This window comes from Kaistia sp. MMO-174, assembly GCF_037147815.1.
GTDB lineage: Bacteria > Pseudomonadota > Alphaproteobacteria > Rhizobiales > Kaistiaceae > Kaistia > Kaistia nematophila.
The window spans coordinates 391245-410913 of record NZ_JBBCUO010000005.1 but is presented as its reverse complement, the minus strand read 5'-3'; the positions used below and the strand labels follow the sequence as shown (position 1 = coordinate 410913).

19 protein-coding genes are annotated in these 19669 nt (G+C 67.7%); 14 read left to right on the top strand and 5 right to left on the bottom strand.

Going from position 1 to position 19669, the window contains the following annotated elements; genetic code table 11:
- Positions 1-200: 200 nt before the first annotated feature.
- The 4 genes from WFK98_RS19780 to WFK98_RS19765 all read left to right on the top strand — a co-directional run bounded on the left by WFK98_RS19780 (position 201) and on the right by WFK98_RS19765 (position 5755).
- A complete protein-coding gene (locus tag WFK98_RS19780; protein WP_336801408.1) occupies positions 201-1700 on the top strand; it encodes a phosphomannomutase/phosphoglucomutase in 1500 nt (499 codons plus the stop codon).
- A gap of 87 nt (positions 1701-1787) precedes the next feature.
- Positions 1788-2801: an aldose epimerase family protein gene (locus WFK98_RS19775; RefSeq protein ID WP_336801407.1), complete on the top strand. Its 1014-nt coding sequence runs from the start codon at positions 1788-1790 to the stop codon at positions 2799-2801.
- 272 nt (positions 2802-3073) lie between these two features.
- Positions 3074-4333: a GTP cyclohydrolase II gene (locus WFK98_RS19770; protein ID WP_266336893.1), complete on the top strand. Its 1260-nt coding sequence runs from the start codon at positions 3074-3076 to the stop codon at positions 4331-4333.
- Between the two features lie 198 nt (positions 4334-4531).
- The gene (locus tag WFK98_RS19765) at positions 4532-5755 is read left to right on the top strand and encodes a URC4/urg3 family protein (protein ID WP_336801406.1); all 1224 of its coding nucleotides are present in this window, start codon (positions 4532-4534) and stop codon (positions 5753-5755) included.
- A 157-nt stretch (positions 5756-5912) separates the two neighbouring features.
- Here WFK98_RS19765 and lspA read toward each other — a convergent pair whose 3' ends face one another.
- Genes lspA through WFK98_RS19750 form a run of 3 tightly spaced genes read right to left on the bottom strand, consistent with a single transcriptional unit; the run spans position 5913 to position 8278 of the window.
- Positions 5913-6434: a signal peptidase II gene (gene lspA / locus WFK98_RS19760; RefSeq protein ID WP_336801405.1), complete on the bottom strand. Its 522-nt coding sequence runs from the start codon at positions 6432-6434 to the stop codon at positions 5913-5915.
- Positions 6435-6468: 34 nt separating this feature from the next.
- The gene (locus tag WFK98_RS19755; protein ID WP_336801404.1) at positions 6469-7305 is read right to left on the bottom strand and encodes a TrmH family RNA methyltransferase; all 837 of its coding nucleotides are present in this window, start codon (positions 7303-7305) and stop codon (positions 6469-6471) included.
- The gene (locus tag WFK98_RS19750; RefSeq protein WP_336801403.1) at positions 7298-8278 is read right to left on the bottom strand and encodes a class I SAM-dependent methyltransferase; all 981 of its coding nucleotides are present in this window, start codon (positions 8276-8278) and stop codon (positions 7298-7300) included. The genes WFK98_RS19755 and WFK98_RS19750 overlap by 8 nt, the downstream gene beginning before the upstream one ends.
- Before the next feature lie 165 nt (positions 8279-8443).
- Here WFK98_RS19750 and WFK98_RS19745 point away from each other — a divergent pair, with 165 nt between their 5' ends.
- The 9 genes from WFK98_RS19745 (at position 8444) to irrA (ending at position 16258) form a co-directional block, all read left to right on the top strand.
- Positions 8444-9139, top strand: coding sequence for an SRPBCC family protein (locus tag WFK98_RS19745; protein ID WP_266336888.1), 696 nt, complete (start codon positions 8444-8446; stop codon positions 9137-9139).
- 130 nt (positions 9140-9269) lie between these two features.
- Complete coding sequence (locus WFK98_RS19740) at positions 9270-9758, top strand: (2Fe-2S)-binding protein (protein ID WP_266336887.1); 489 nt, start codon at positions 9270-9272, stop codon at positions 9756-9758.
- Positions 9759-9776: 18 nt separating this feature from the next.
- Positions 9777-10580 carry an FAD binding domain-containing protein gene (locus WFK98_RS19735; protein ID WP_336801402.1) on the top strand — a complete coding sequence of 268 codons (804 nt, stop codon included), beginning with the start codon at positions 9777-9779 and terminating at the stop codon, positions 10578-10580.
- Positions 10581-10741: 161 nt separating this feature from the next.
- Complete coding sequence (locus WFK98_RS19730; RefSeq protein ID WP_266336885.1) at positions 10742-10993, top strand: (2Fe-2S)-binding protein; 252 nt, start codon at positions 10742-10744, stop codon at positions 10991-10993.
- 98 nt (positions 10994-11091) lie between these two features.
- Positions 11092-11577, top strand: coding sequence for a bacterioferritin (gene bfr, locus WFK98_RS19725; RefSeq protein ID WP_266336884.1), 486 nt, complete (start codon positions 11092-11094; stop codon positions 11575-11577).
- Between the two features lie 230 nt (positions 11578-11807).
- Positions 11808-12692, top strand: coding sequence for a phosphatase PAP2 family protein (locus tag WFK98_RS19720; protein ID WP_336801401.1), 885 nt, complete (start codon positions 11808-11810; stop codon positions 12690-12692).
- Positions 12676-14205, top strand: a complete 1530-nt coding sequence (locus WFK98_RS19715; RefSeq protein ID WP_336801400.1) for an ArnT family glycosyltransferase — start codon at positions 12676-12678, stop codon at positions 14203-14205. Before WFK98_RS19720 ends, WFK98_RS19715 begins: the two co-directional genes overlap by 17 nt.
- 121 nt (positions 14206-14326) lie before the next feature.
- Entirely contained in the window at positions 14327-15541 is a 1215-nt protein-coding gene (locus tag WFK98_RS19710) for an argininosuccinate synthase (protein ID WP_266336881.1), read from the top strand.
- A 264-nt stretch (positions 15542-15805) separates the two neighbouring features.
- Positions 15806-16258, top strand: a complete 453-nt coding sequence (irrA, locus tag WFK98_RS19705; protein ID WP_277614102.1) for an iron response transcriptional regulator IrrA — start codon at positions 15806-15808, stop codon at positions 16256-16258.
- Positions 16259-16395: 137 nt separating this feature from the next.
- On the opposite strand, the gene WFK98_RS19700 is transcribed toward irrA, so the two are convergent.
- Positions 16396-16914, bottom strand: a complete 519-nt coding sequence (locus tag WFK98_RS19700) for an SH3 domain-containing protein (RefSeq protein WP_420909594.1) — start codon at positions 16912-16914, stop codon at positions 16396-16398.
- Positions 16915-17174: 260 nt separating this feature from the next.
- Between WFK98_RS19700 and WFK98_RS19695 the strand changes: the two genes are divergently transcribed.
- Entirely contained in the window at positions 17175-18170 is a 996-nt protein-coding gene (locus WFK98_RS19695; RefSeq protein WP_336801399.1) for a 2-hydroxyacid dehydrogenase, read from the top strand.
- A 236-nt stretch (positions 18171-18406) separates the two neighbouring features.
- Here the strand turns inward: WFK98_RS19695 and WFK98_RS19690 are convergent, their stop codons facing one another.
- Complete coding sequence (locus WFK98_RS19690) at positions 18407-19465, bottom strand: LacI family DNA-binding transcriptional regulator (protein ID WP_336801398.1); 1059 nt, start codon at positions 19463-19465, stop codon at positions 18407-18409.
- Positions 19466-19669 lie beyond the last annotated feature (204 nt).

Below are 19669 nucleotides of genomic sequence, written 5' to 3'. Positions count from 1 at the left end.
CCGGGTCCCACCGATCGCCCGGGGCGGAACCGGCGCGGCGGCCGCGGGTTTACCGGAGGGCGGGCCGCGGGCGCGGCGCCACCTGCCGCGCATTCCGCCGCTTTCGGCGCGCAACCTGCCGGCGGCACCCGCTATGGTGTTGCTTTGGCAATGATTTCCACGCCAATCTCCGCTCCAGCCTATTCGAACGGGAGTCCCCCATGTTTCCGACGCCGGTACCCAAGCTCGTCCCCAACACCTACGACTTCGAATCGAAGCCGATGGTGAAGCCGACGGGCTTCCGGGAGTACGACGCGCGCTGGCTGTTCGGGGACGAGATCAACCTGATGGGCGTGCAGGCGCTCGGCATGGGCCTCGGCACGCTGCTCGGCGAGCTCGGCGTCGCGCGCGAGCTCGTCACCGGCCACGACTTCCGCTCCTATTCGGCCTCGATCAAGCAGGCGCTCGTCAACGGCCTGATGGCGGCCGGCGTCAAGGTGCACGACATCGGCCTCGCCGTGACGCCGATGGCCTATTTCGCCCAGTTCGACCTCGACGTGCCGGCCGTCGCCATGGTCACCGCCTCGCACAACGAGAATGGCTGGACCGGCGTCAAGATGGGCGCGGCGCGGCCGCTGACCTTCGGCCCCGACGAGATGAGCCGGCTGAAGGAGATCGTGCTCACGGCCGCCTTCGACCTCTCCGGCGGCGGCTCCTATGTCTTCCACGAGAACTTCCCGGCCCGCTATCTCGCCGACATCACCAACCGGCCGAAGCTCAAGCACCCGATCAAGGTGATCGCCGCCTGCGGCAACGGCACGGCCGGCGCCTTCGCGCCCCGGGCGCTGGAGATGATCGGCGCCGAGGTCATCCCGATGGATGCCGAGCTCGACTACACCTTCCCGCGCTACAATCCGAACCCCGAAGACATGAAGATGCTGCACGCGATCCGCGACGCCGTGCTCGAGCATGGCGCGGCGGTCGGCCTCGGCTTCGACGGCGACGGCGACCGCTGCGGCGTCGTCGACAACGAGGGCGAGGAGATCTTCGCCGACAAGGTCGGCGTGATGCTGGCGCGCGACCTGTCGGCGCTGCACCCGAATTCGACCTTCGTCGTCGACGTCAAGTCGACCGGCCTGTTCGCCACCGATCCGGTGCTGATCGCCAATGGCGCCAAGGCCGATTACTGGAAGACCGGCCACTCCTACCTGAAGCGCCGGGTGCACGCCCTGAACGCGCTGGCCGGCTTCGAGAAATCCGGCCACTATTTCTTCAACAAGCCGATCGGCCGCGGCTATGACGACGGCCTTGTCTCCGCCTTCGCCATCCTCGACATGCTCGACCGCAACCCCGGCAAGAGCATGGCCGAGCTGAAGAACGCGCTGCCCAAGACCTGGGGCTCGCCGACCATGTCGCCGCATTGCGACGACGAGAAGAAATACGGCGTCATCGACAGGGTGGTGAAGCGCTTCGAAGAGAAGAGAGCGAAGGGCGAGCTGGTCGCCGGCCAGAAGATCATCGACCTCGTCACCGTCAACGGCGTGCGCGTCGTCAACGAGGACGGCACCTGGGGCCTCGTGCGCGCCTCGTCGAACAAGCCGGAGCTGGTGGTCGTCGTCGAGAGCCCGGTCTCGGAGGCGCGCATGCGCGAGATGTTCAAATCGGTCGACGAGACGCTTCGCGAGAATCCGGAAGTCGGCGCCTACAACCAGACGATCTGATCTTTTGATCCCAATAAGCCCGCGGCCGGCACGCCGGTCCGGGCCGATAATAAACGCAGAGAAAAACACCCAACGGAGAGAATGCCCATGACTTCCCGCACCTTCGGCACGATGCCGGATGGCACCCCCGTCAAGTCCGTCACCATTTCGAACGGCGACCTGACGGCCACGATCCTGACCTTCGGCGCCGTCATCCAGGACATCCGGCTTGCCGGCGTGCCGCATCCTCTGGTGCTCGGCTACGACAACATCGAGGCCTATCGGCGCAACCGCACCTATTTCGGCGCGATCGCCGGCCGCTTCGCCAACCGCATCGCCGACGGCCGCTTCTCGATCGACGGCCAGGACTACCAGGTGTCGCAGAACGAGGCGCCGAACCACCTGCATGGCGGCTTCGACGGCTTCGGCACCCGCGTCTGGACGCTGCTGCGCTCCAGCCCGTCCAGCGTGACGCTCGGCATCACCAGCGCCGACGGCGAGGAAGGCTATCCCGGCAAGGTCGAGGTCGAGCTGACCTATTCGATCGAGGCGCCCGGCACGCTGAAGACCGAAATTTCCGCCACCACCGACAAGCCGACGCTGGTGAACCTGGCGCAGCACAGCTACTTCAACCTCGACGGCGCCGGCACCATCCGCGACCACGTGCTGACGATCCCGGCCGAAACCTACCTGCCGATCGACGCCGGCAAGATCCCGACCGGCGAGTTCCGCCCCGTCGCCGGCACCGAATACGACTTCCGCAACGGCCGCCGCTTCGGCGAGGGCCATGACGGCGTCGTCGAGAGCTACGACCACAACATGGTGGTCCGGCGCGAGAAGGTCTCGACGCCGCAGCCGATCGCCGTGCTCGCCTCGTCGAAGAGCGGCGTCGCGCTGGAAGTCACCTCGACCGAGCCCGGCGTGCAGTTCTATGGCGGCCAGATGGTGGCCTCGAAGGACAAGGGCATCAACGGCGAGGTCTATGGCGCCAATGCCGGCCTCTGCCTGGAGGCGCAGCTCTTCCCCGACGCGCCGAACCAGAAGGATTTCCCGAGCGCGGTGCTCCGGCCCGGCGAGACCTACCACCAGGAAACCCTGTTCCGCTTCAGCCGCACGGGCTGAGGACGACACATCCCGTCCCCTCCCTCACGCGGGAGGGGACACACCCACGGTCCCCACCCTCGCCGTCATCCCGGGCCTGACCCGGGATCCATCCAGCCGGGTTTCGGGACAAGCGAGCCTCCCCATGCTTCGGCGGCATGGATCCCCGCCTGCGCGGGGATGACGCAGGGGGCGCGCTTCGCGGAACCGCTCCAAACACGCGATTTTTCTTCCCTTCCGCAGCGGCGCGGCCCATTCTGACGTGCTCTCGCAGTCCGGTTCGCTGGAGCATCATGACGACGATCAACCGTTCGACGCATATCCGTCTCACCTCGCATCCAGGCGCCCAGGCGCCGGTCCGCTTTCCGATCCGCTGGGGAAATGCCGATCCGCTGAAGCGCGGCCCCGTCATCGGCACCGTGTCGAACCCGGCCGACCGCAACACAGTCGGCACGCATGGCGGCTCCTATTCGCTCTATCGCGCGCTCGCCGTCTCCTCCGGCGCGCTCAACCCGATCCAGCGGCCCGATTTCCGCAACACCGCGCCGGTCACGCCGATCGGGCCGCATCCGCAATGGTCGGAGCCCGGCAGGATCGTCTCGCTCGACCCGTTCGGCCATCTCGCCGCGCAGATCTTCGCCGACCGCATCGCCGAGGGCGTCGACATCCGCCCGACCATCGCCATCACCAAAGCGCGGCTCACCATGATCGAGCTGCACGAGGCGATCCGGCTGAAGCGGCTGCCGATCGACGGCGCCATCGTGCACGACAATGGCGACGTCGCCGTCACCAAGGCGGCGATCGACCCGGTCTGGCACCTGCCGGGCATCGCCGGGCGCTTCGGCGTCAGCGAGGAGCAGTTGCGCCGGACCCTGTTCGAGCAGACCGGGGGCATGTATCCGGAGCTCGTCACCCGGCCCGACCTCGAGGTCTTCCTGCCGCCGATCGGCGGCATGACGCTCTACATCTTCGGCGATCCGGCCGCGCTGGCCGATCCGGCGCGCCGCCTCGCCTGCCGCGTGCATGACGAATGCAACGGCTCCGACGTGTTCGGCTCCGACATCTGCACCTGCCGGCCCTATCTCGTGCACGGCATCGAGGAGGCGGTGAAGGAGGCGCAGGCGGGCGGCGTCGGCCTGATCGTCTACAACCGCAAGGAAGGCCGCGCGCTCGGCGAAGTGACGAAGTTCCTCGTCTACAACGCCCGCAAGCGGCAGGAGGGCGGAGACCAGGCCGCCACCTATTTCGAGCGGACCGAATGCGTCGCCGGCGTGCAGGACGCGCGCTTCCAGCAATTGATGCCCGACGTGCTGCACTGGCTGGGGATCACGAAGATCGACCGCTTCGTCTCGATGTCGGACATGAAGTTCGACGCCATCACAGGCTCCGGCATCGCGATCGGCGAACGGGTGCCGATCCCGGACGAACTGATCCCGATCGATGCGCGCGTCGAGATGGAGGCGAAGAAGGCGGCCGGCTATTTCACCGCCGACGCGCCGCCGACGGCGGATGAGCTCGCCCACACTATCGGCCGCTCGCTGGAGAAATACTGAGGGCGGGCCGCAAACGGTCCCCTCCCCCTTGCGGGAAGGAGACCTCCGCAGACGGCATCCAGCGGCCGGGACGGACGCAACTCTCGCCTCCGCCTCGAGGAATAGGCCGGGGCGACGCTCCGGGCGAGGGTTTACGCCCTCTTCGGAAACGCCGTACACCTTGTCCCTGTCCGACCTCTCGTCCTGCCGGAGCATCCCTTGGCCTCGATCCCCTCCCTTCTCACCGCGGCCGCCGTGCGCGAGCGCGCCAACCGGCTGCTCGAACTCGGCGTCGCCGGCAAGCTCGACCATTTCGCCATCGACCTCGACCGGCTGCCGGCGGTGGCGGACTTCGTGATCGACACGGCGCGCGAAAGCTATCCGGACCTCGACATTCCGTTCCATTCCCGCTGGCGTCATTTCGAGGCCGGACGGATCGACCGCTTCGGCGGGCTGATCGACGCGGCCGGCATCACCGATCCCATCCGCTTCGGCCGCACCGCCTATGACCTCGCCATCGTCAGCGTGCTGCTCGATGCCGGCGCCGGACCGGACTGGCGCTACCACGAGGCGGCGACCGGCGAGACCTTCTCGCGGTCCGAGGGGCTGGGGGTCGCCAGCTTCGCCATGTTCGCCTCGGGCCTGTTCTCGCAGGACCCGGCCGATCCGCTGCGGGCCGACGCGGCTGCGCTCGCCGTGCTCGACGCGGCCGATCTCGCCGAGGGCTTCCAGGTCACGGCCGAGAACCCGATGGTCGGGCTCGACGGCCGAGCCAGGCTGCTGAACGCGCTCGGCCGGGTGGTCGCGGACCGGCCCGACCTCTTCGGCACCGGCGAGGCGCGGCCGGGCGGCCTGTTCGACGCCGTGCTCGCCACCGCCGACGCCGACGGCCGCGTGTCGGCGCCCAGAATCCTCGAACTGGTGCTGGAGGCGTTCGGGCCGATCTGGCCGGGCCGGCTGCTGCGCGACGGCGTGGCGCTCGGCGACACCTTCGAGCACCGCAAGCTTGTCACCGACGACGCCACCGCCGGTCTGATGCCGTTCCACAAGCTGTCGCAGTGGCTGACCTATTCGCTGATCGAACCGCTGATCTGGACCGGCGTCGAGGTGATCGACCTCGACGGACTCACCGGCCTGCCGGAATACCGCAATGGCGGGCTGTTCCTCGATTTGGGCGTGCTGGTGCCGAAGGATGCGGCCGCCGTGAAGCGGCGCTGGAAGGCGGGCGACGAGTTCATCGTCGAATGGCGGGCGCTGACCGTGGCGCTGCTCGACCGCACCGCGCAACTGATCCGCGACAAGCTGGGGCTGGATGCCGATTCGTTGCCGCTGGCGAAGGTGCTGGAGGGCGGCACCTGGTCGGCCGGCCGCCGCATCGCCCGCGAAAAGCGCGCCGATGGCGGCCCGCCGCTGATCATCGAGAGCGACGGAACGGTGTTTTAGAGATTCCAAGTAAGACCCTCACCCAACCCTCTCCCGCAAGCGGGCGAGGGCTTTTGGGCTGACGGGTGTCACAAAGGTCGAAGCGCGGCCGACCAGCGCCGGCTTGCCCCCTCTCCCGCTTGCGGGAGAGGGCTGGGGTGAGGGGCTTCGAGCGCTCTCAGCCCTTCTTGCCGGCCTGGAACAGATAGACCCAGGCGAGCAGGATCGGGCCGATCGTGAGCGCGACGTCAGCGAGGTTGAAGACGAAGAAGCCGCGCTCGTTCCAGTGCAGGAACAGGAAATCGATGACGTGGCCGTGCCAGACGCGATCGATCAGATTGCCGAGCGCGCCGCCGACGATCAGCGCGAAGCCGGTGGCGGCGATCCGGCCGCCCTCGGTCGAGCCGCGCCAGACATAGATCACGACCGCCGTCACCACCGCCGTCAGCGCGATCAGGATCAGGCTGTCGGCGCTGTTGCCGAGCGAGAACGCGATGCCGGTGTTGTTGACGCGATAGAGCGCCAGCAGGGACGGGATCAGCTCGATGCCCTGCTGGTAGACCAGATTGGCGTCGGCGATCCATTTCGACAACTGGTCGACGACAACGGTCAGCCCCACGATGGCGAGGCCGAGCGCCGAGAGCGGGCCGGGAATGCGGGTGGCGGCGGGGGCGGCATCGGTGTCCGTCTCTGGCGTCATCGCGTCCAAGCCTTCATCGTCGTCCTGCCTGTTGTCAGAGCTTCAGCTTGTCGCGGCGGATCTCGTAGAGCATCACGCCGGTGGCGATCGCCAAATTGAGCGAATCCGCCCTGCCCGCCTGCGGGATCTTGACCAGGTGATCGCAGAGCGCGGCGAGGTCGTCGGGCAGGCCCGACTGCTCGTTGCCCATGAACAGCATCACCGGCCGGTCGTAGTCGACGGCGCGATAGTCCGACTTGCCGGAAAGATGCGTGCCGACGACGATGCCGGGCCAGCCCTTCCGCCAGGCCTTGAACTCGTCAACGGCCATGCGGGCGAGCTTCATGTGGAAGATCGAGCCCATGGTGGCGCGCACCGCCTCGACGCCGAACGGATCGACCGTGTCGCCGACCAGGATGACGCCCTCGGCTCCGACCGCGTCCGCCGTGCGGATGATGGTGCCGAGATTGCCGGGGTCCTTGATGCCCTCGAGCGCGACCCAGACGCCGGCGGGACCCGGCCGGACCTCGCTCTTCGGCGTCAGCCTCTGCTCGAACACGCCAACGACCATCTGCGGATTGTCGCGGCGGGTGATCTTCGACAGCACCGCTTCCGAGACTTCGAGCACGTCGCCGCCGCGCGCCCGCGCCGTGGTGGCGACACGCTTGACGACGGGGTGGTCGGCGACCTTGGCGCCATAGACAAGGATCTTGATCGGCCAGTTTTCCTCGACCGCGTCGGCGACCAGCTTCATGCCCTCGGTGACGAAGAGGCCGCTCTCCTTGCGGTTCTTCGGCAGCGCGAGGCCGCGAATGTCCTTGATCGTCGGGTTGGTCAGGCTGGTGATGGTCCTGACCGCGCCGGGCGCGGCAATGTCGTGGGGATCAGCCATCTCGGGACCACCGGGAAAAGAGCGACGTGGAAAGGAAACGGCCGCCGCCTTCCTCGCGGATCAGCAGCTCGCCGGATTCGAGCGTGCCCGGCAGGCCCGAGAGCGCCTCGGCCGAGGTCTCGTGGATCGCCATGAACGAGGCGCGGATCGAATAGGCCGAAAGGCAGAGGAACAGCGCGTCGTCGGCGAGAAGCTGCCGGCAGAGCGCCATCATCTCGGGCAGGCGCTCGAAAATGTCCCAGACCTCGCCATTCGGGCCGCGACCGAATTTCGGCGGGTCGAGGATGACGCCGTCATATTTCGAGCCGCGACGCACCTCGCGCTGCACGAACTTCATCGCGTCGTCGACGATCCAGCGCACCGGCAGGTCGGCGATCCCCGACATCTGCTGATTGTCGCGCGCCCAGCCGATCGCCTTCTTCGAGGCGTCGACATGCGTCACCTGCGCGCCCGCCATGGCGGCGACGAAGGAAGCGATGCCGGTATAGCCGAACAGGTTCAGCACCTTCGGCTGCCGCTTCGGATCGGCATATTGCGCCTCGCGGATGTTCTTGCCGAACCAGGCCCAGTGCATCTCCTGCTCGGGGAAGAAGCCGACATGTCGGAAGGCGGTGAAGCGGCCGAGGAAACGCACCTCGCCCTCGCCGACGTCGCGCGGCAGCGGCCAGGCCATCGGCCAGGTCTCGCCGATCGGCTTCCGGTATTTCCAACGGCCGTCGGAATCCTCGTCCTTGGCGCCGGTGAAGATCGCGTCGGCGCGATCCCACTCCTCGGCGGAGAGACGCGGCGTCCACAGCGCCTGCGCCTCAGGGCGGACGATGCGGTAGGGACCATAGCGCTCGAGCTTGCGGCCATGGCCGGAATCGATCAGCGCATAGTCGGGCCAGCCCTCGGTCGTCAGCATGACCGGCCAGCGGGACGCGGGCGCTGTCGCGCCGGAGGCGGAATGGGGAATGTCGGAAGCGATCGTCATGGTCGGTTCATAGCGTTCGCCGCGGCGAAAGCCAATCTCGTCCTGGCAAGCGAGACGACGGCCGGCTTGCCGTTCCGGGGGGCCCATGCAAGATAAACTCACAGGCGACCCGCGCGTGGATGCACGCGGCGAGAGCGGTCGGCCGGCGGACGAGGACGACGATCGATGGAGATGACGGGCGAATATCGCATTCCCGCCAGCCGCGACGCGGTCTGGCAGGCGTTGAACGACCCGGAAGTCCTGAAGGCCTGCATTCCCGGCTGCGAGGCGCTGGAGCGCACGGCGGACGACGCCATGAGCGCCAGGGTCACTGCCAAGGTCGGGCCGGTGAAGGCGACCTTCGTCGGCCAGGTCACCTTCTCCAATGTGCACGCGCCGGAAAGCTACACCATCACCGGCGAGGGCAAGGGCGGAGTCGCAGGTTTCGCCAAGGGCGGCGCCGATGTCCGCCTCGCCGAGGACGGCGACGCGACCGTGCTGACCTATGACGCCAGGGCGCAGGTCGGCGGCAAGCTGGCGCAACTCGGCTCAAGACTGATAGACACAACCGCGAAGAAGCTGGCCGACGAGTTCTTCGGCGCTTTTGCCACCCGACTTTCTGGAGACGAGCCGACGATGGCCTCACCCACCCTGACCACCCCGACCGATGCCGAGCCCGCCGACGCGGCCGCCCGCGAGGAACTGACCGACCGCATCGAGCACAAGATCGACGACGAATCGCTCGATCTCGGCGAAGTCGCGGAAGAGATCGAGGAAGAGGTCGAGGTCGCGGCCGGACGCGGCTTCCTGGGCGGCCCCTATGTATGGGGCCTGCTGGCGCTGATCGTCGTCATCCTCTTCCTGGCGGTCGTCAGCCGCTAGGCCTGGTTCGACATCGAGCAAGAAGGACGCTCCGGGGAAATCGCCTCCGGGGCGGTCCGACCCGAAAGGGAAAGACTGGCGTCGTCAGAGGTTTCGGGTCCCGCAAGGGCAGCCGGAAAGGAGGCGTTGGATGACAAGCATCTCCGTCACGGTCAACGGCACCGTGCGGCAGGCGGATGTCGAGGGGCGGACGCTGCTCGTCAGCCTGCTGCGCGAAACCTTCGGCCTGACCGGCACGCATGTCGGCTGCGATACCTCCCAATGCGGCGCATGCGTCGTTCACGTCGACGGCAGGGCCATCAAGTCCTGCACCATGCTGGCGGCGCAGGCCGACGGCTCGACCGTGCTGACCATCGAGGGACTGGCGCGGGACGGCGCGCTGCATCCGGTCCAGGCAGCGTTTCACGAACATCACGGCCTGCAATGCGGCTTCTGCACGCCGGGCATGATCATGGCCGCAATCGACATGATCGAGCGGCATGACGCCGAGCTCGACGAGGCGACGATCCGGCACGAGCTCGAGGGCAATATCTGCCGCTGCACCGGCTACCACAACATCGTCCGCGCCATCCGGGCCGCCGCCGACCGCATGGCCGGCCTGCGCCGCGCGGCGGAGTGAACCAGGGAGGGAGTCGCCATGTACGAGACGAACTATCATCGTCCGCGCGATCTCGCCGAGGCCGAGAGCCTGTTCGCCGCCGCCGCCGAGGGCCGTTATCTCGCCGGCGGCATGACGCTGCTGCCGACGATGAAGCAGCGCCTCGCCGCGCCGACAGACCTCGTCGATCTCGGCCGGCTGCCGGCACTGAAGGGGATCACAATTGCCGCGGGAACCGTGACGATCGGCGCCGGCGTCGTCCATGCTGATGTCGCCGCCTCGGCCGAGATCCGCGCCGCCCTGCCGGCGCTCGCGGGGCTCGCCGGCCAGATCGGCGACCCCCATGTGCGCCATCGCGGCACGATCGGCGGCTCGCTGGCCAATGACGACCCGGCCGCCGACTATCCCGCCGCCGTGCTGGCGCTCGGCGCGACGATCGTGACGACGCGACGCGAAATCGCGGCGCAGGATTTCTTCCAGGGCCTGTTCACGACGGCGCTGGAGGAAGGCGAGATCCTCGTCGCGGTCCGCTTCCCGGTTCCCGTGCGCGCGGCCTATGCCAAGTTTCCCAATCCCGCCTCGCGCTATGCCATGGCGGGCGTGTTCGTGGCGCAGTTCGCGGACGGCGAGGCGCGGGTCGGCGTCACCGGCGCCGGGCAGGACGGCGTCTATCGCGATCCCGCCTTCGAGGCGGCGCTCACCGCGCGCTTCGATCCGGCGGCGCTCGACGGCGTTTCCGTCGACGCGACGAACATGCTGGCCGACCTGCACGGATCGGCCGCCTACCGGGCCAACCTGGTCAAGGTCATGGCGAAGCGGGCGGTCGCCGCCGCCCTCGCATGATCCGGCGTCATCGAAACGCCCTCATCGCGGCGGAAAACGACTGAACGCGCGACGGGGTGCGGCACAACCGGAAGAAGATTGGCAGTCCGGTGGCGGATTGCGCCGGCAACGTCTATCTTTGACCAAACGGAAGCCCACGGAGGCAACCCCAGTCCCCTGTCATGATCGTCTGTTCCTGCAATACCCTCACCAAGGCACTGATCCTCGAAACCGCCGAACGCCTGGCGCGTGAAACGCCGGGGCGGCCGTTGACGCCCGCCCGCGTCTACCGCGCCCTCGGCATGAAGGCGCAATGCACGGTCTGCTTCGCGCTGGTGCGCAAGCTGCTCGCCGAATCGGGTGCCATCATCACCTGCCCCGAACCGCTCGGCAGCGGCGCGGAAGAGCCGGAAGACGTCGCGCTGTTCGGCTGAACCCAGGCACCAACCCTGCCGGGTGCAAATCGCGTTTGACCATCGACGCGACGCACCCTAGTCTGGATTAGAACTATTCCAGACAAAAGGGTGCCGCGATGAAGGGTGATGCCAAGGTCATCGAATATCTCAACCGGGCGCTTCGCCTCGAGCTGACCGCGGTCAACCAGTACTGGCTGCACTACCGGCTCACCGAGGATTGGGGCTACGCCAAGCTCGCCAAGAAGGAGCGTGCCGAATCGATCGAGGAGATGCACCACGCCGACAAGCTGATCGCGCGCATCATCTTCCTCGAAGGCTTCCCCAACCTGCAGGTGCTCGACCCGCTCGAGATCGGCCAGAACATCAAGGAAGTGCTCGAGGCGGACCTGCGCGGCGAATACACGGCGCGGAACTACTACAAGGAAGGCCGCGACGTCTGCTTCGCCGCCGGCGACTATGTCTCCATGGCGCTGTTCGAAGAGCTGATGAAGGACGAGGAAGGCCACATCGACTTCCTCGAGACCCAGCTTGGCCTGCTGAACGACCTCGGCAAGGAATTCTACTACCAGCTGCAGGCGGCCCCGAGCAACGAAGCCGAATAGCTTCGCGCCAGCACAGGTTCCGTTAGCCTCGGCGTCATCCGAGGCTCGCCGGCGCCGCCGCGGGTACACCACACCGCGCCGGCGCCGGTTTTCTTTTGCCGGCTCGGAAACGCCCGCCGGGGCAGCGATCATCACCCCAGCCACTGTCCTGATCCTGTCACAGAGCCTGCCGTATTCCTGTCCGCCATGGCGCCATGCGGCGTATCCGGGGCGGCAGCGGGGGCCGGGTGATGGCAGAACGACAGGCGGTTCCACACAGGGACTTTTCGGCCGGCGGCAAGACCGCGCCCCCCCTGCGCGCCCGACCCGGCCACACCCCGCTATCGCTGACGCGGCTCTACGGGGCGATGGGCATGCTCGCCGCCGTCTCGCTCTTCTTCATCGCGTTTCCCGGCCTCGACCTCCATGTCGCCGCCCTCTTCCATGCCGATGGCGGCTTCCCGGCGACGCAGAATCCGTCGCTCGTCGCCCTGCGCGCGCTCGGCAAGAACCTCGTCGTGCTGGCTTGCGCCGTCCTTATCGCCGGCCTCGCCATGCAGCTCGTCCGCTCGCCGCGCCCGATGCCGATCCGCGCCAGCCACATCTGGTTCCTGCTCGCCTCGCTGGCGCTCGGACCGGGGCTGATCGTCAATGGCATCCTGAAGAGCCTCTGGGGCCGGCCGCGCCCGATCCAGGTCGACCTCTTCGGCGGCGCAGCGCCGTTCGAGACGGCATGGACGATCAGCGGAGCCTGCCAGTCCAATTGCTCCTTCGTCTCCGGCGAGGCGGCGTCCGCGTTCTGGCTGCTCGGCCTCGTGCTGCTGGCGCCGCCGCGCTACCGGCCCGCGCTCGCGGCCGGCATCGGGCTGCTCGCCTTCGCCCTGTCGCTGAACCGGCTCGCCTTCGGCGGCCATTTCCTCTCCGACATACTGATTTCCTGGGCCATCACGCTCGTCGTCATGTTCGGCCTCGCCCGCCTCATGCTGGAGGAGCCGTTCCGCAGCCGCATCGACGCTGCGACCGAAAGCGCGCTCGGCCAGCTTGCCCTTGCGTCTCGGGCCGCGTTGGGGCGTATTGCGCGGCAGCGAACCTCGGACCATCGCAGCGGACCGGACAGAGTTGACCCACCGAATTGAGATGCATGCCGGCGCGCGGCCCGTCGCGGAAAGCCGCGTCGGCCTGCTCGTCCTCCTCCTGGCCGTCATCACGCTGGCACGCCTGCTGGCGCTGCGCTTCTCGGTGACCGACCTGCAGGTCGACGAGGCGCAATACTGGGATTGGTCGCAGCATCTCGCCTTCGGCTATTTCTCCAAGCCGCCGCTGATCGGCTGGACCATCGCCGCCGCCAACATGGTCTGCGGCACGGGCGTCGCCTGCGTGCGGGCGCCGTCGCCCCTGTTCTATTTCGGCACCTCGCTGCTGATCTACGCCACCGCCGTCAGGCTCTACGACCGCCGCATCGCCTTCTGGGCGTCGCTCGGCTTCGCCTTCGCGCCGGGCGTCGCCTTCTCGTCGGCGATCATGTCGACCGACGTGCTGCTGCTGTTCTTCTGGGCGCTGTCGCTCTACGCCTTCGTCCGGCTGCGAGCCGGCGGCGGCTATCGCTGGAGCCTGCTGCTCGGCTTCGCGCTCGGCTGCGGCCTGCTGGCGAAATACGCCATGGCCTATTTCGTCGGCTGCGCGCTGATCGCCGCCGTCCTCGACCCGCAGTCGCGCGCCGTCATCCGCTCCGGCCGGTTCTGGCTCGCCGTCGCGATCGGGCTGCTGCTGCTCTCGCCCAACATCGGCTGGAACCTCAACAACCACCTGGTCACGCTGCGCCACACCAACGAGAACATCTCGGGCGACGGCCTGAAGATCAGCCTCGGCAACGCCATCGGCTTCCTCGCCGCCCAGTTCGGCATCATCGGGCCGTTCCTGATGGGCGGCGCCTTCGCCGCGGCGATCGCCGCCTGGCGCAAGGGCGTGCCGGACGAGGACCGGATGCTGCTCGCCTTCGCGCTGCCGGTGATCCTGGTCGTCACAATCGCCAGCGTGCTCACCGTCACCAACGCCAACTGGGCCGCCTCCGGCCTGGTCGCCAGCGCCCTCGTCGGCACCGCCTTCCTGATCCGCGCCGACCGCTTCTCGCTGGTGCGCGCCGGCCTCGTCATCGGCATCGTCGCGCAGGTCGTGCTCATCGCCGGCAACACCATCGCCGACAAGGTGAAGCTGCCGCTCTTGAAGCATGGCGACATCTACAAGCAGGTGCTGGGCTGGAGCCGCCTCGGCGATGCCGTCCGCGCCGAGGCGAAGGCCTCCGGCGCGACCATGGTCGTGACGCTCAGCCGCGCCGACGCGGCGGCGCTCGTCTACTACCTGCGCAACGACCCCGTCGCGGTCACCGTCTGGCCCGACGATCCCGGCCCGGACAACCAGTTCGAGCTGACCCGCAGCATCGTCGACCATGCGCCGACCGGCCCTGCCCTGCTCGTCGCCGGCTGCGCCGAGGCGGCCCGGCTCGGCCCCTTTTTCGGCAGCGTCGAGGACAAGGGCCGGCTGACGATCCCGAGCGGCCCTGGTTCAAGCCGGCAATACCAGCTGTTCCGGCTCGACCAGCCAATCGCGCCGCTCAGGACCGTGCCGCTCTGCGTCCACGACGCGGACTAGGGTTCTCGGCGGCGCGTGGCGCGCCGCGCGCAGGCCAGGGTCGGCGCCGCTGCGGTTGCTGGCGGGTGGCGCGCATACTATAAGCGCAGCCATCCTTCATCTTCGCGGAAACGGCCTTACCATGTCCGATGTCAAGAAGGTCGTCCTCGCCTATTCCGGCGGGCTCGACACCTCCATCATCCTGAAGTGGCTCCAGCTCGAATACGGCGCCGAAGTCGTCACCTTCACCGCTGACCTCGGTCAGGGCGAAGAGCTCGAGCCGGCCCGCAAGAAGGCCGAGATGATGGGCATCAAGCAGATCTACATCGAGGACGTGCGCGAGGAATTCGTCCGCGACTTCGTGTTCCCGATGTTCCGCGCCAACGCCCTCTACGAGGGCACCTACCTGCTCGGCACCTCGATCGCACGGCCGCTGATCGCCAAGCGCCTCGTCGAGATCGCACGCGAAGTCGGCGCCGACGCCGTCGCCCATGGCGCCACCGGCAAGGGCAACGACCAGGTCCGCTTCGAGCTCTCGGCCTATGCGCTGAACCCGAACATCAAGGTCATCGCGCCCTGGCGCGAATGGAGCTTCAAGTCGCGCACCGACCTGCTCGATTTCGCCGAGAAGAACCAGATCCCGGTTCCGAAGGACAAGCGCGGCGAGGCGCCGTTCTCCGTCGACGCCAACCTGCTGCACTCCTCCTCCGAGGGCAAGGTTCTGGAAGACCCCTCGCAGGAAGCCCCGCCCTACGTCTTCATGCGCACCATCGCGCCGGAGGATGCGCCCGACGTCGCGACCTATGTCGAGATCGGCTTCGAGAAGGGCGACGCGGTTTCGATCAACGGCGTGCACATGTCGCCGGCGACGATCCTGACCAAGCTGAACGAGCTCGGCCGCGACAACGGCATCGGCCGTCTCGACCTGGTCGAGAACCGCTTCGTCGGCATGAAGTCGCGCGGCATCTACGAGACGCCGGGCGGCACCATCCTGCTCGCCGCGCACCGCGCGATGGAGAGCCTGACGCTCGACCGCGAGGCCGCCCATTTGAAGGATTCGATCATGCCCCGCTATGCGGAGCTGATCTATTACGGCTTCTGGTTCTCGCCGGAGCGCGAGATGCTGCAGGCGCTGATCGACAAGAGCCAGGAGCATGTCGAGGGCACGGTCCGGCTGAAGCTCTACAAGGGCAGCGCCACCGTCGTCGGCCGCTCGTCGCCGAAGTCGCTCTATTCCGACGCGCTCGTCACCTTCGAGGACGATCGCGGCGCCTATGACCAGAAGGACGCGGCCGGCTTCATCCGGTTGAACGCGCTCCGTCTGCGCACGCTGGCCGCGCGCGACAAGCAGGGCTGAGGCCCGGACGGCCTTTTCGCGTTTCGAAGGGACGCGGAAAGGCAAATTGCTCAACCCGGTTGCGTCTTCGGACCTAGGAGCCATAGCCGGCTCACCCGGAAACGCCCGAAAAAGCGAGGCAACGGGCCAACGTCATTGGCCTGTTGCTAAAGCTTCATTTTAGAGTTAGGTTATTCGGACTGGCCCGGCCCCACCTCGGGGGCGGGACCGGTCCGGTGCCTGAAAGCGCCGGCGCCTCGGACACAAGACACGGACGGCCGCAAGATGCGTATGGATCTCGTCAGGAAAGCAGCCCGCACGGCCGACAAGAAGGCTTCGGAAGTGCGCGTGATGCTGCGTACGGCGGGCCTGCGTCCGACCCGGCAGCGCCTGGCGCTCGCGGAAATCCTGTTCGAGCGCGGCAACCGTCACATCTCGGCCGAAGGCCTGCACGAAGAAGCGATGAGCCATCGCGTGCCGGTGTCGCTCGCCACCGTCTACAACACGCTGCACCAGTTCACCGAAGCCGGCCTGCTGCGCGAAGTCGCCGTCGACGGCTCGAAGACCTATTTCGACACCAATGTCGACGACCACCACCACTTCTTCGTCGAAGGCGAGAATCGGGTGCTCGACATCCCGATGTCGTCGCTGCGCGTGGAAGACGTGCCGGTGCCGCCGGAAGGCATGGAAATCACCCGCGTCGACATCGTCGTGCGCCTGCGCCGCATCGGCAGCTGATCCCGCCCGATACCGAATTCACAACGCCGCGCCGGCCCACCCGCGCGGCGTTTTTGTTTGTTCGCTTTTGCGCGCAGGAATGGTGGCCGCGCCCGGGCGAGGCGAGACAGGTGCGGGAGCGCAGCGAAGCAAGCCCCTCAGTCGATCACTTCGTCCGGATAGACGCCCCAGAGATTGGTCTGCTTGATCCAGCCGCGAAAGCGCTTGTCGACCAGGCGGCACCAGCCGCCCTCGCAGGTCGCCACCGAGGAGACGACCTTCGGCTGCAGATAGGCGGTGATCTCGGCCGTGTCGTTCGGCGCAGCGCGGATCGGCAGCGGGTCGCCGTCCTGCCAGGGCGCGACCACGGCGGTGCGCTTGCCGACGAGCAGGCTGTGGAAAACCCAGCCCTCGGTGCCGTCGGAATCGCGGATGCGGCGCCAATTGTCGAATTCCTGCACGATCTCGACCGGCAGGGCCGAACGGGTGAACACCCACGAGACCTTGTAGCCCTGGCCGGGACCGACGCGGACATTGACGCGGCCGGCCTTGAGCGAGACGAAGCGCGGCAACGGCAGGCCGCTTGGCCCAAGTTTCGGCGCGGCGCCGGCGGCGCCCTGCGCGTTGGCGGAGCCGGTCGGCTGGGCGACGAGGACGAGCGCGGCGACCATCGCCATGCCAAGCGCGGAGGGGATTGCGCGCGCCTTGTGCAGCCGACGGGACATCCCCTGGAACACAGCCCAAACCATCACGCATTCACCCCTCTTTACCGCCCGTTGCTGCGACCGGAAGTGCTTTCCCGAAAGCCCGACCACCGATACGGTTGTGATCGTCGGGCTGTCTGGTAAGGGATCGCGATACGCAGCGACGGGGTACACCAGCCGACGCGCATAGTCTGACGCTCCATGGTTAAGGAGCTCTCAACGGGGAGGCCGCGATGAAGAAGAAGCCGCTGGTCATCGTCACGCGCCGGCTGCCCGACGCGGTCGAGACGCGCATGCGCGAACTGTTCGACACTGAGCTCAACATCGACGACCGGCCGATGTCGCCGGCCGAGCTGATCGAGGCAGTGAAAGTGGCCGACGTGCTGGTGCCGACCGTCACCGACCGCATCGACGGCGCCATCCTCGCCGAGGCGGGCGAGCATTTGAAGCTGATCGCCAGCTTCTCGAACGGCTTCGACCATATCGACGTCGAGAAGGCCCTGGCGCGCGGCATCACCGTCACCAACACGCCGGGCGTGCTGACCGAGGACACCGCCGACATGACGATGGCGCTGATCCTCGCCGTGCCGCGCCGGCTGGTCGAGGGCGCGCATGTGCTGCGGCCGGACCATGACTGGGCCGGCTGGTCGCCGACCTGGATGCTGGGCCGGCGCATGTCGGGCAAGCGGCTCGGTATCGTCGGCATGGGACGGATCGGCCAGGCCGTCGCCCGCCGCGCCAAGGCCTTCGGCCTGTCGATCCACTATCACAACCGCCACCGCCTGCCGGCGGAGATCGAGGAAGGGCTGGAGGCGACCTACTGGGACAGCCTCGACCAGATGCTGGCGCGGATGGACATCATCTCGGTCAATTGCCCGCGCACGCCCGGCACCTTCCACCTGCTCTCCGAGCGGCGGCTGAAGCTGCTGCGGCCCGAGGCCTATGTGGTCAACACCTCGCGCGGCGACGTCATCGACGAAAGCGCGCTGGCGAAGCTGCTCGAGGCGGGCGCCATCGCCGGCGCCGGGCTCGACGTGTTCGAGCACGAGCCGGCGGTGAACCCGAAGCTGCTGCGCCTCGCCGCCAAGGGCAAGGCTGTGCTGCTGCCGCATATGGGCTCGGCGACGATCGAGGGCCGCATCGCCATGGGCGAGAAGGTGCTGATCAACATCCGCGCCTATTTCGACGGCCACAAGCCGCCGGACCGCGTACTGCCGTCGATGCTCTGAGTCGGCTAAGCGCCGGAGCTAAGCCGGATTCGGATTTTCGAAATGCCCTCACCTCTCCAATGGGGATAGGTCGGAGCGAAGCTCCGGCGAGGGGTTGAGGCCGGCCCAGAGCCACCACATCACGCGACCGACTCCGCCATCATCCTGAGGTGCTTCGTGAGCGAAGCCTCGAAGGATGATGGGCGAGTTCGGGAAGACGTCGCGAACGTCTTCTTGTCTGGCCCGATCGGACCGCCCTACCCCGTCCTCGGCGCTGCCGTCGACTGACGGACCAGCAGTTCGACCTCGAAGCGCTCGCGGCGCGGGCTGTCGATGCCGTCCAGGATCATCTCGGCCGCCATGCGGCCCATCACGTCGATCGGCTGCGCCACGGTGGTGAGCGGCGGCTCCGATATCTCGCCTTCCGCGACGCCGTCGAAGCCGATGACCGAGACGTCGCCCGGCACGGAAAGGCCGCGCTGGCGCAGCCAGTCGAGCGCAATCAGCGCCGACCGGTCGGACATGCACAGCAGCGCCGTCGGCCGGCGCCCCTCGGCATAGAAATGCTCCAGCGCCGCGCCGACCGTCCGGGCATTGTTCTGCGTCTCGAAGACGGGGACCGCCGCCGGATCGACGCCGAACTCGGCCAGGCCGGCGAGATAGCCCTGGATGCGGTTTCGCGTGCCGGAATAGAACGCGGCCTCGACCTCGCCCGGCGCGACAGGACCGATGCGATCGTCGACCAGCTCCAGCGACACGACGGCGACGTCGCGATGGCCGAGCGCGCCGATATGGCGGGCGGCGGTGCGGGCGCCTTCGAAATCATCGACGCCGATCACCGAGATTGTCTCGTCCGAGGCGTCGAGCTGCAAGGCGACGAAGGGCAGCCGGCGCTCGCGCGACAGTTCGACCAGTCGCTCGCCACCCTCGATGCAGAAAAGGACGAAACCGTCGACGATCGCGCTCTGGATGTTCCACGACAGCTTTTCGTCATTGGCGGCGGAGATCAGCGATATGCCGGCGCCGCGCTCGTCGCAGGCGGCGGAGATCGAGGCCATCACGGCGCGGGCATAGGGATCGGCGAAGAAATAATCGAGCGTCTCGGTGGTGGCGACGCCGATGGCGTTGACCTTGCCGGCGCGCAGCAAGCGGCCCTTCGGATCCGGCCCGGCATAACCGAGTTCGCGCGCCGCCGCCTCGACCTTCTCACGCACTTCCGGCCGGACGATTTCCGGACGATTGAACGCATTCGAGGCGGTGCCCTGCGACACGCCGGCGGCCTTGGCCACATCCGAAAGCTTGATCACGCGATTCATGCCGGTCTCTTGCCCGCTCCATCTCTGCGCCGGGGCGCCTGCCTGCCGTCTCTCCCTACCATAACGCCCGGCTTCGCGCGCCGCACCCGTCGTCGCGCCCGCCTCTCCCGGCGATACTGTCTGTTCACGTCTTCTTGTATCGGTTCAATTTCCGCTTGACCAGCCCCGCGAGCGGGCCTAGATTTGAACCGGTTCAATCGGCCG

Coding starts and splice junctions, on each gene's coding strand:
- WFK98_RS19780 (WP_336801408.1), top strand. CDS start 201: ATGTTTCCGACGCCGGTACCCAAGCTCGTCCCCAACACCTACGACTTC.
- WFK98_RS19775 (WP_336801407.1), top strand. CDS start 1,788: ATGACTTCCCGCACCTTCGGCACGATGCCGGATGGCACCCCCGTCAAG.
- WFK98_RS19770 (WP_266336893.1), top strand. CDS start 3,074: ATGACGACGATCAACCGTTCGACGCATATCCGTCTCACCTCGCATCCA.
- lspA (WP_336801405.1), bottom strand. CDS start 6,434: ATGACGCCAGAGACGGACACCGATGCCGCCCCCGCCGCCACCCGCATT.
- WFK98_RS19755 (WP_336801404.1), bottom strand. CDS start 7,305: ATGGCTGATCCCCACGACATTGCCGCGCCCGGCGCGGTCAGGACCATC.
- WFK98_RS19750 (WP_336801403.1), bottom strand. CDS start 8,278: ATGACGATCGCTTCCGACATTCCCCATTCCGCCTCCGGCGCGACAGCG.
- WFK98_RS19745 (WP_266336888.1), top strand. CDS start 8,444: ATGGAGATGACGGGCGAATATCGCATTCCCGCCAGCCGCGACGCGGTC.
- WFK98_RS19740 (WP_266336887.1), top strand. CDS start 9,270: ATGACAAGCATCTCCGTCACGGTCAACGGCACCGTGCGGCAGGCGGAT.
- WFK98_RS19735 (WP_336801402.1), top strand. CDS start 9,777: ATGTACGAGACGAACTATCATCGTCCGCGCGATCTCGCCGAGGCCGAG.
- WFK98_RS19730 (WP_266336885.1), top strand. CDS start 10,742: ATGATCGTCTGTTCCTGCAATACCCTCACCAAGGCACTGATCCTCGAA.
- bfr (WP_266336884.1), top strand. CDS start 11,092: ATGAAGGGTGATGCCAAGGTCATCGAATATCTCAACCGGGCGCTTCGC.
- WFK98_RS19720 (WP_336801401.1), top strand. CDS start 11,808: ATGGCAGAACGACAGGCGGTTCCACACAGGGACTTTTCGGCCGGCGGC.
- WFK98_RS19710 (WP_266336881.1), top strand. CDS start 14,327: ATGTCCGATGTCAAGAAGGTCGTCCTCGCCTATTCCGGCGGGCTCGAC.
- irrA (WP_277614102.1), top strand. CDS start 15,806: ATGCGTATGGATCTCGTCAGGAAAGCAGCCCGCACGGCCGACAAGAAG.
- WFK98_RS19700 (WP_420909594.1), bottom strand. CDS start 16,914: ATGGCGATGGTCGCCGCGCTCGTCCTCGTCGCCCAGCCGACCGGCTCC.
- WFK98_RS19695 (WP_336801399.1), top strand. CDS start 17,175: ATGAAGAAGAAGCCGCTGGTCATCGTCACGCGCCGGCTGCCCGACGCG.
- WFK98_RS19690 (WP_336801398.1), bottom strand. CDS start 19,465: ATGAATCGCGTGATCAAGCTTTCGGATGTGGCCAAGGCCGCCGGCGTG.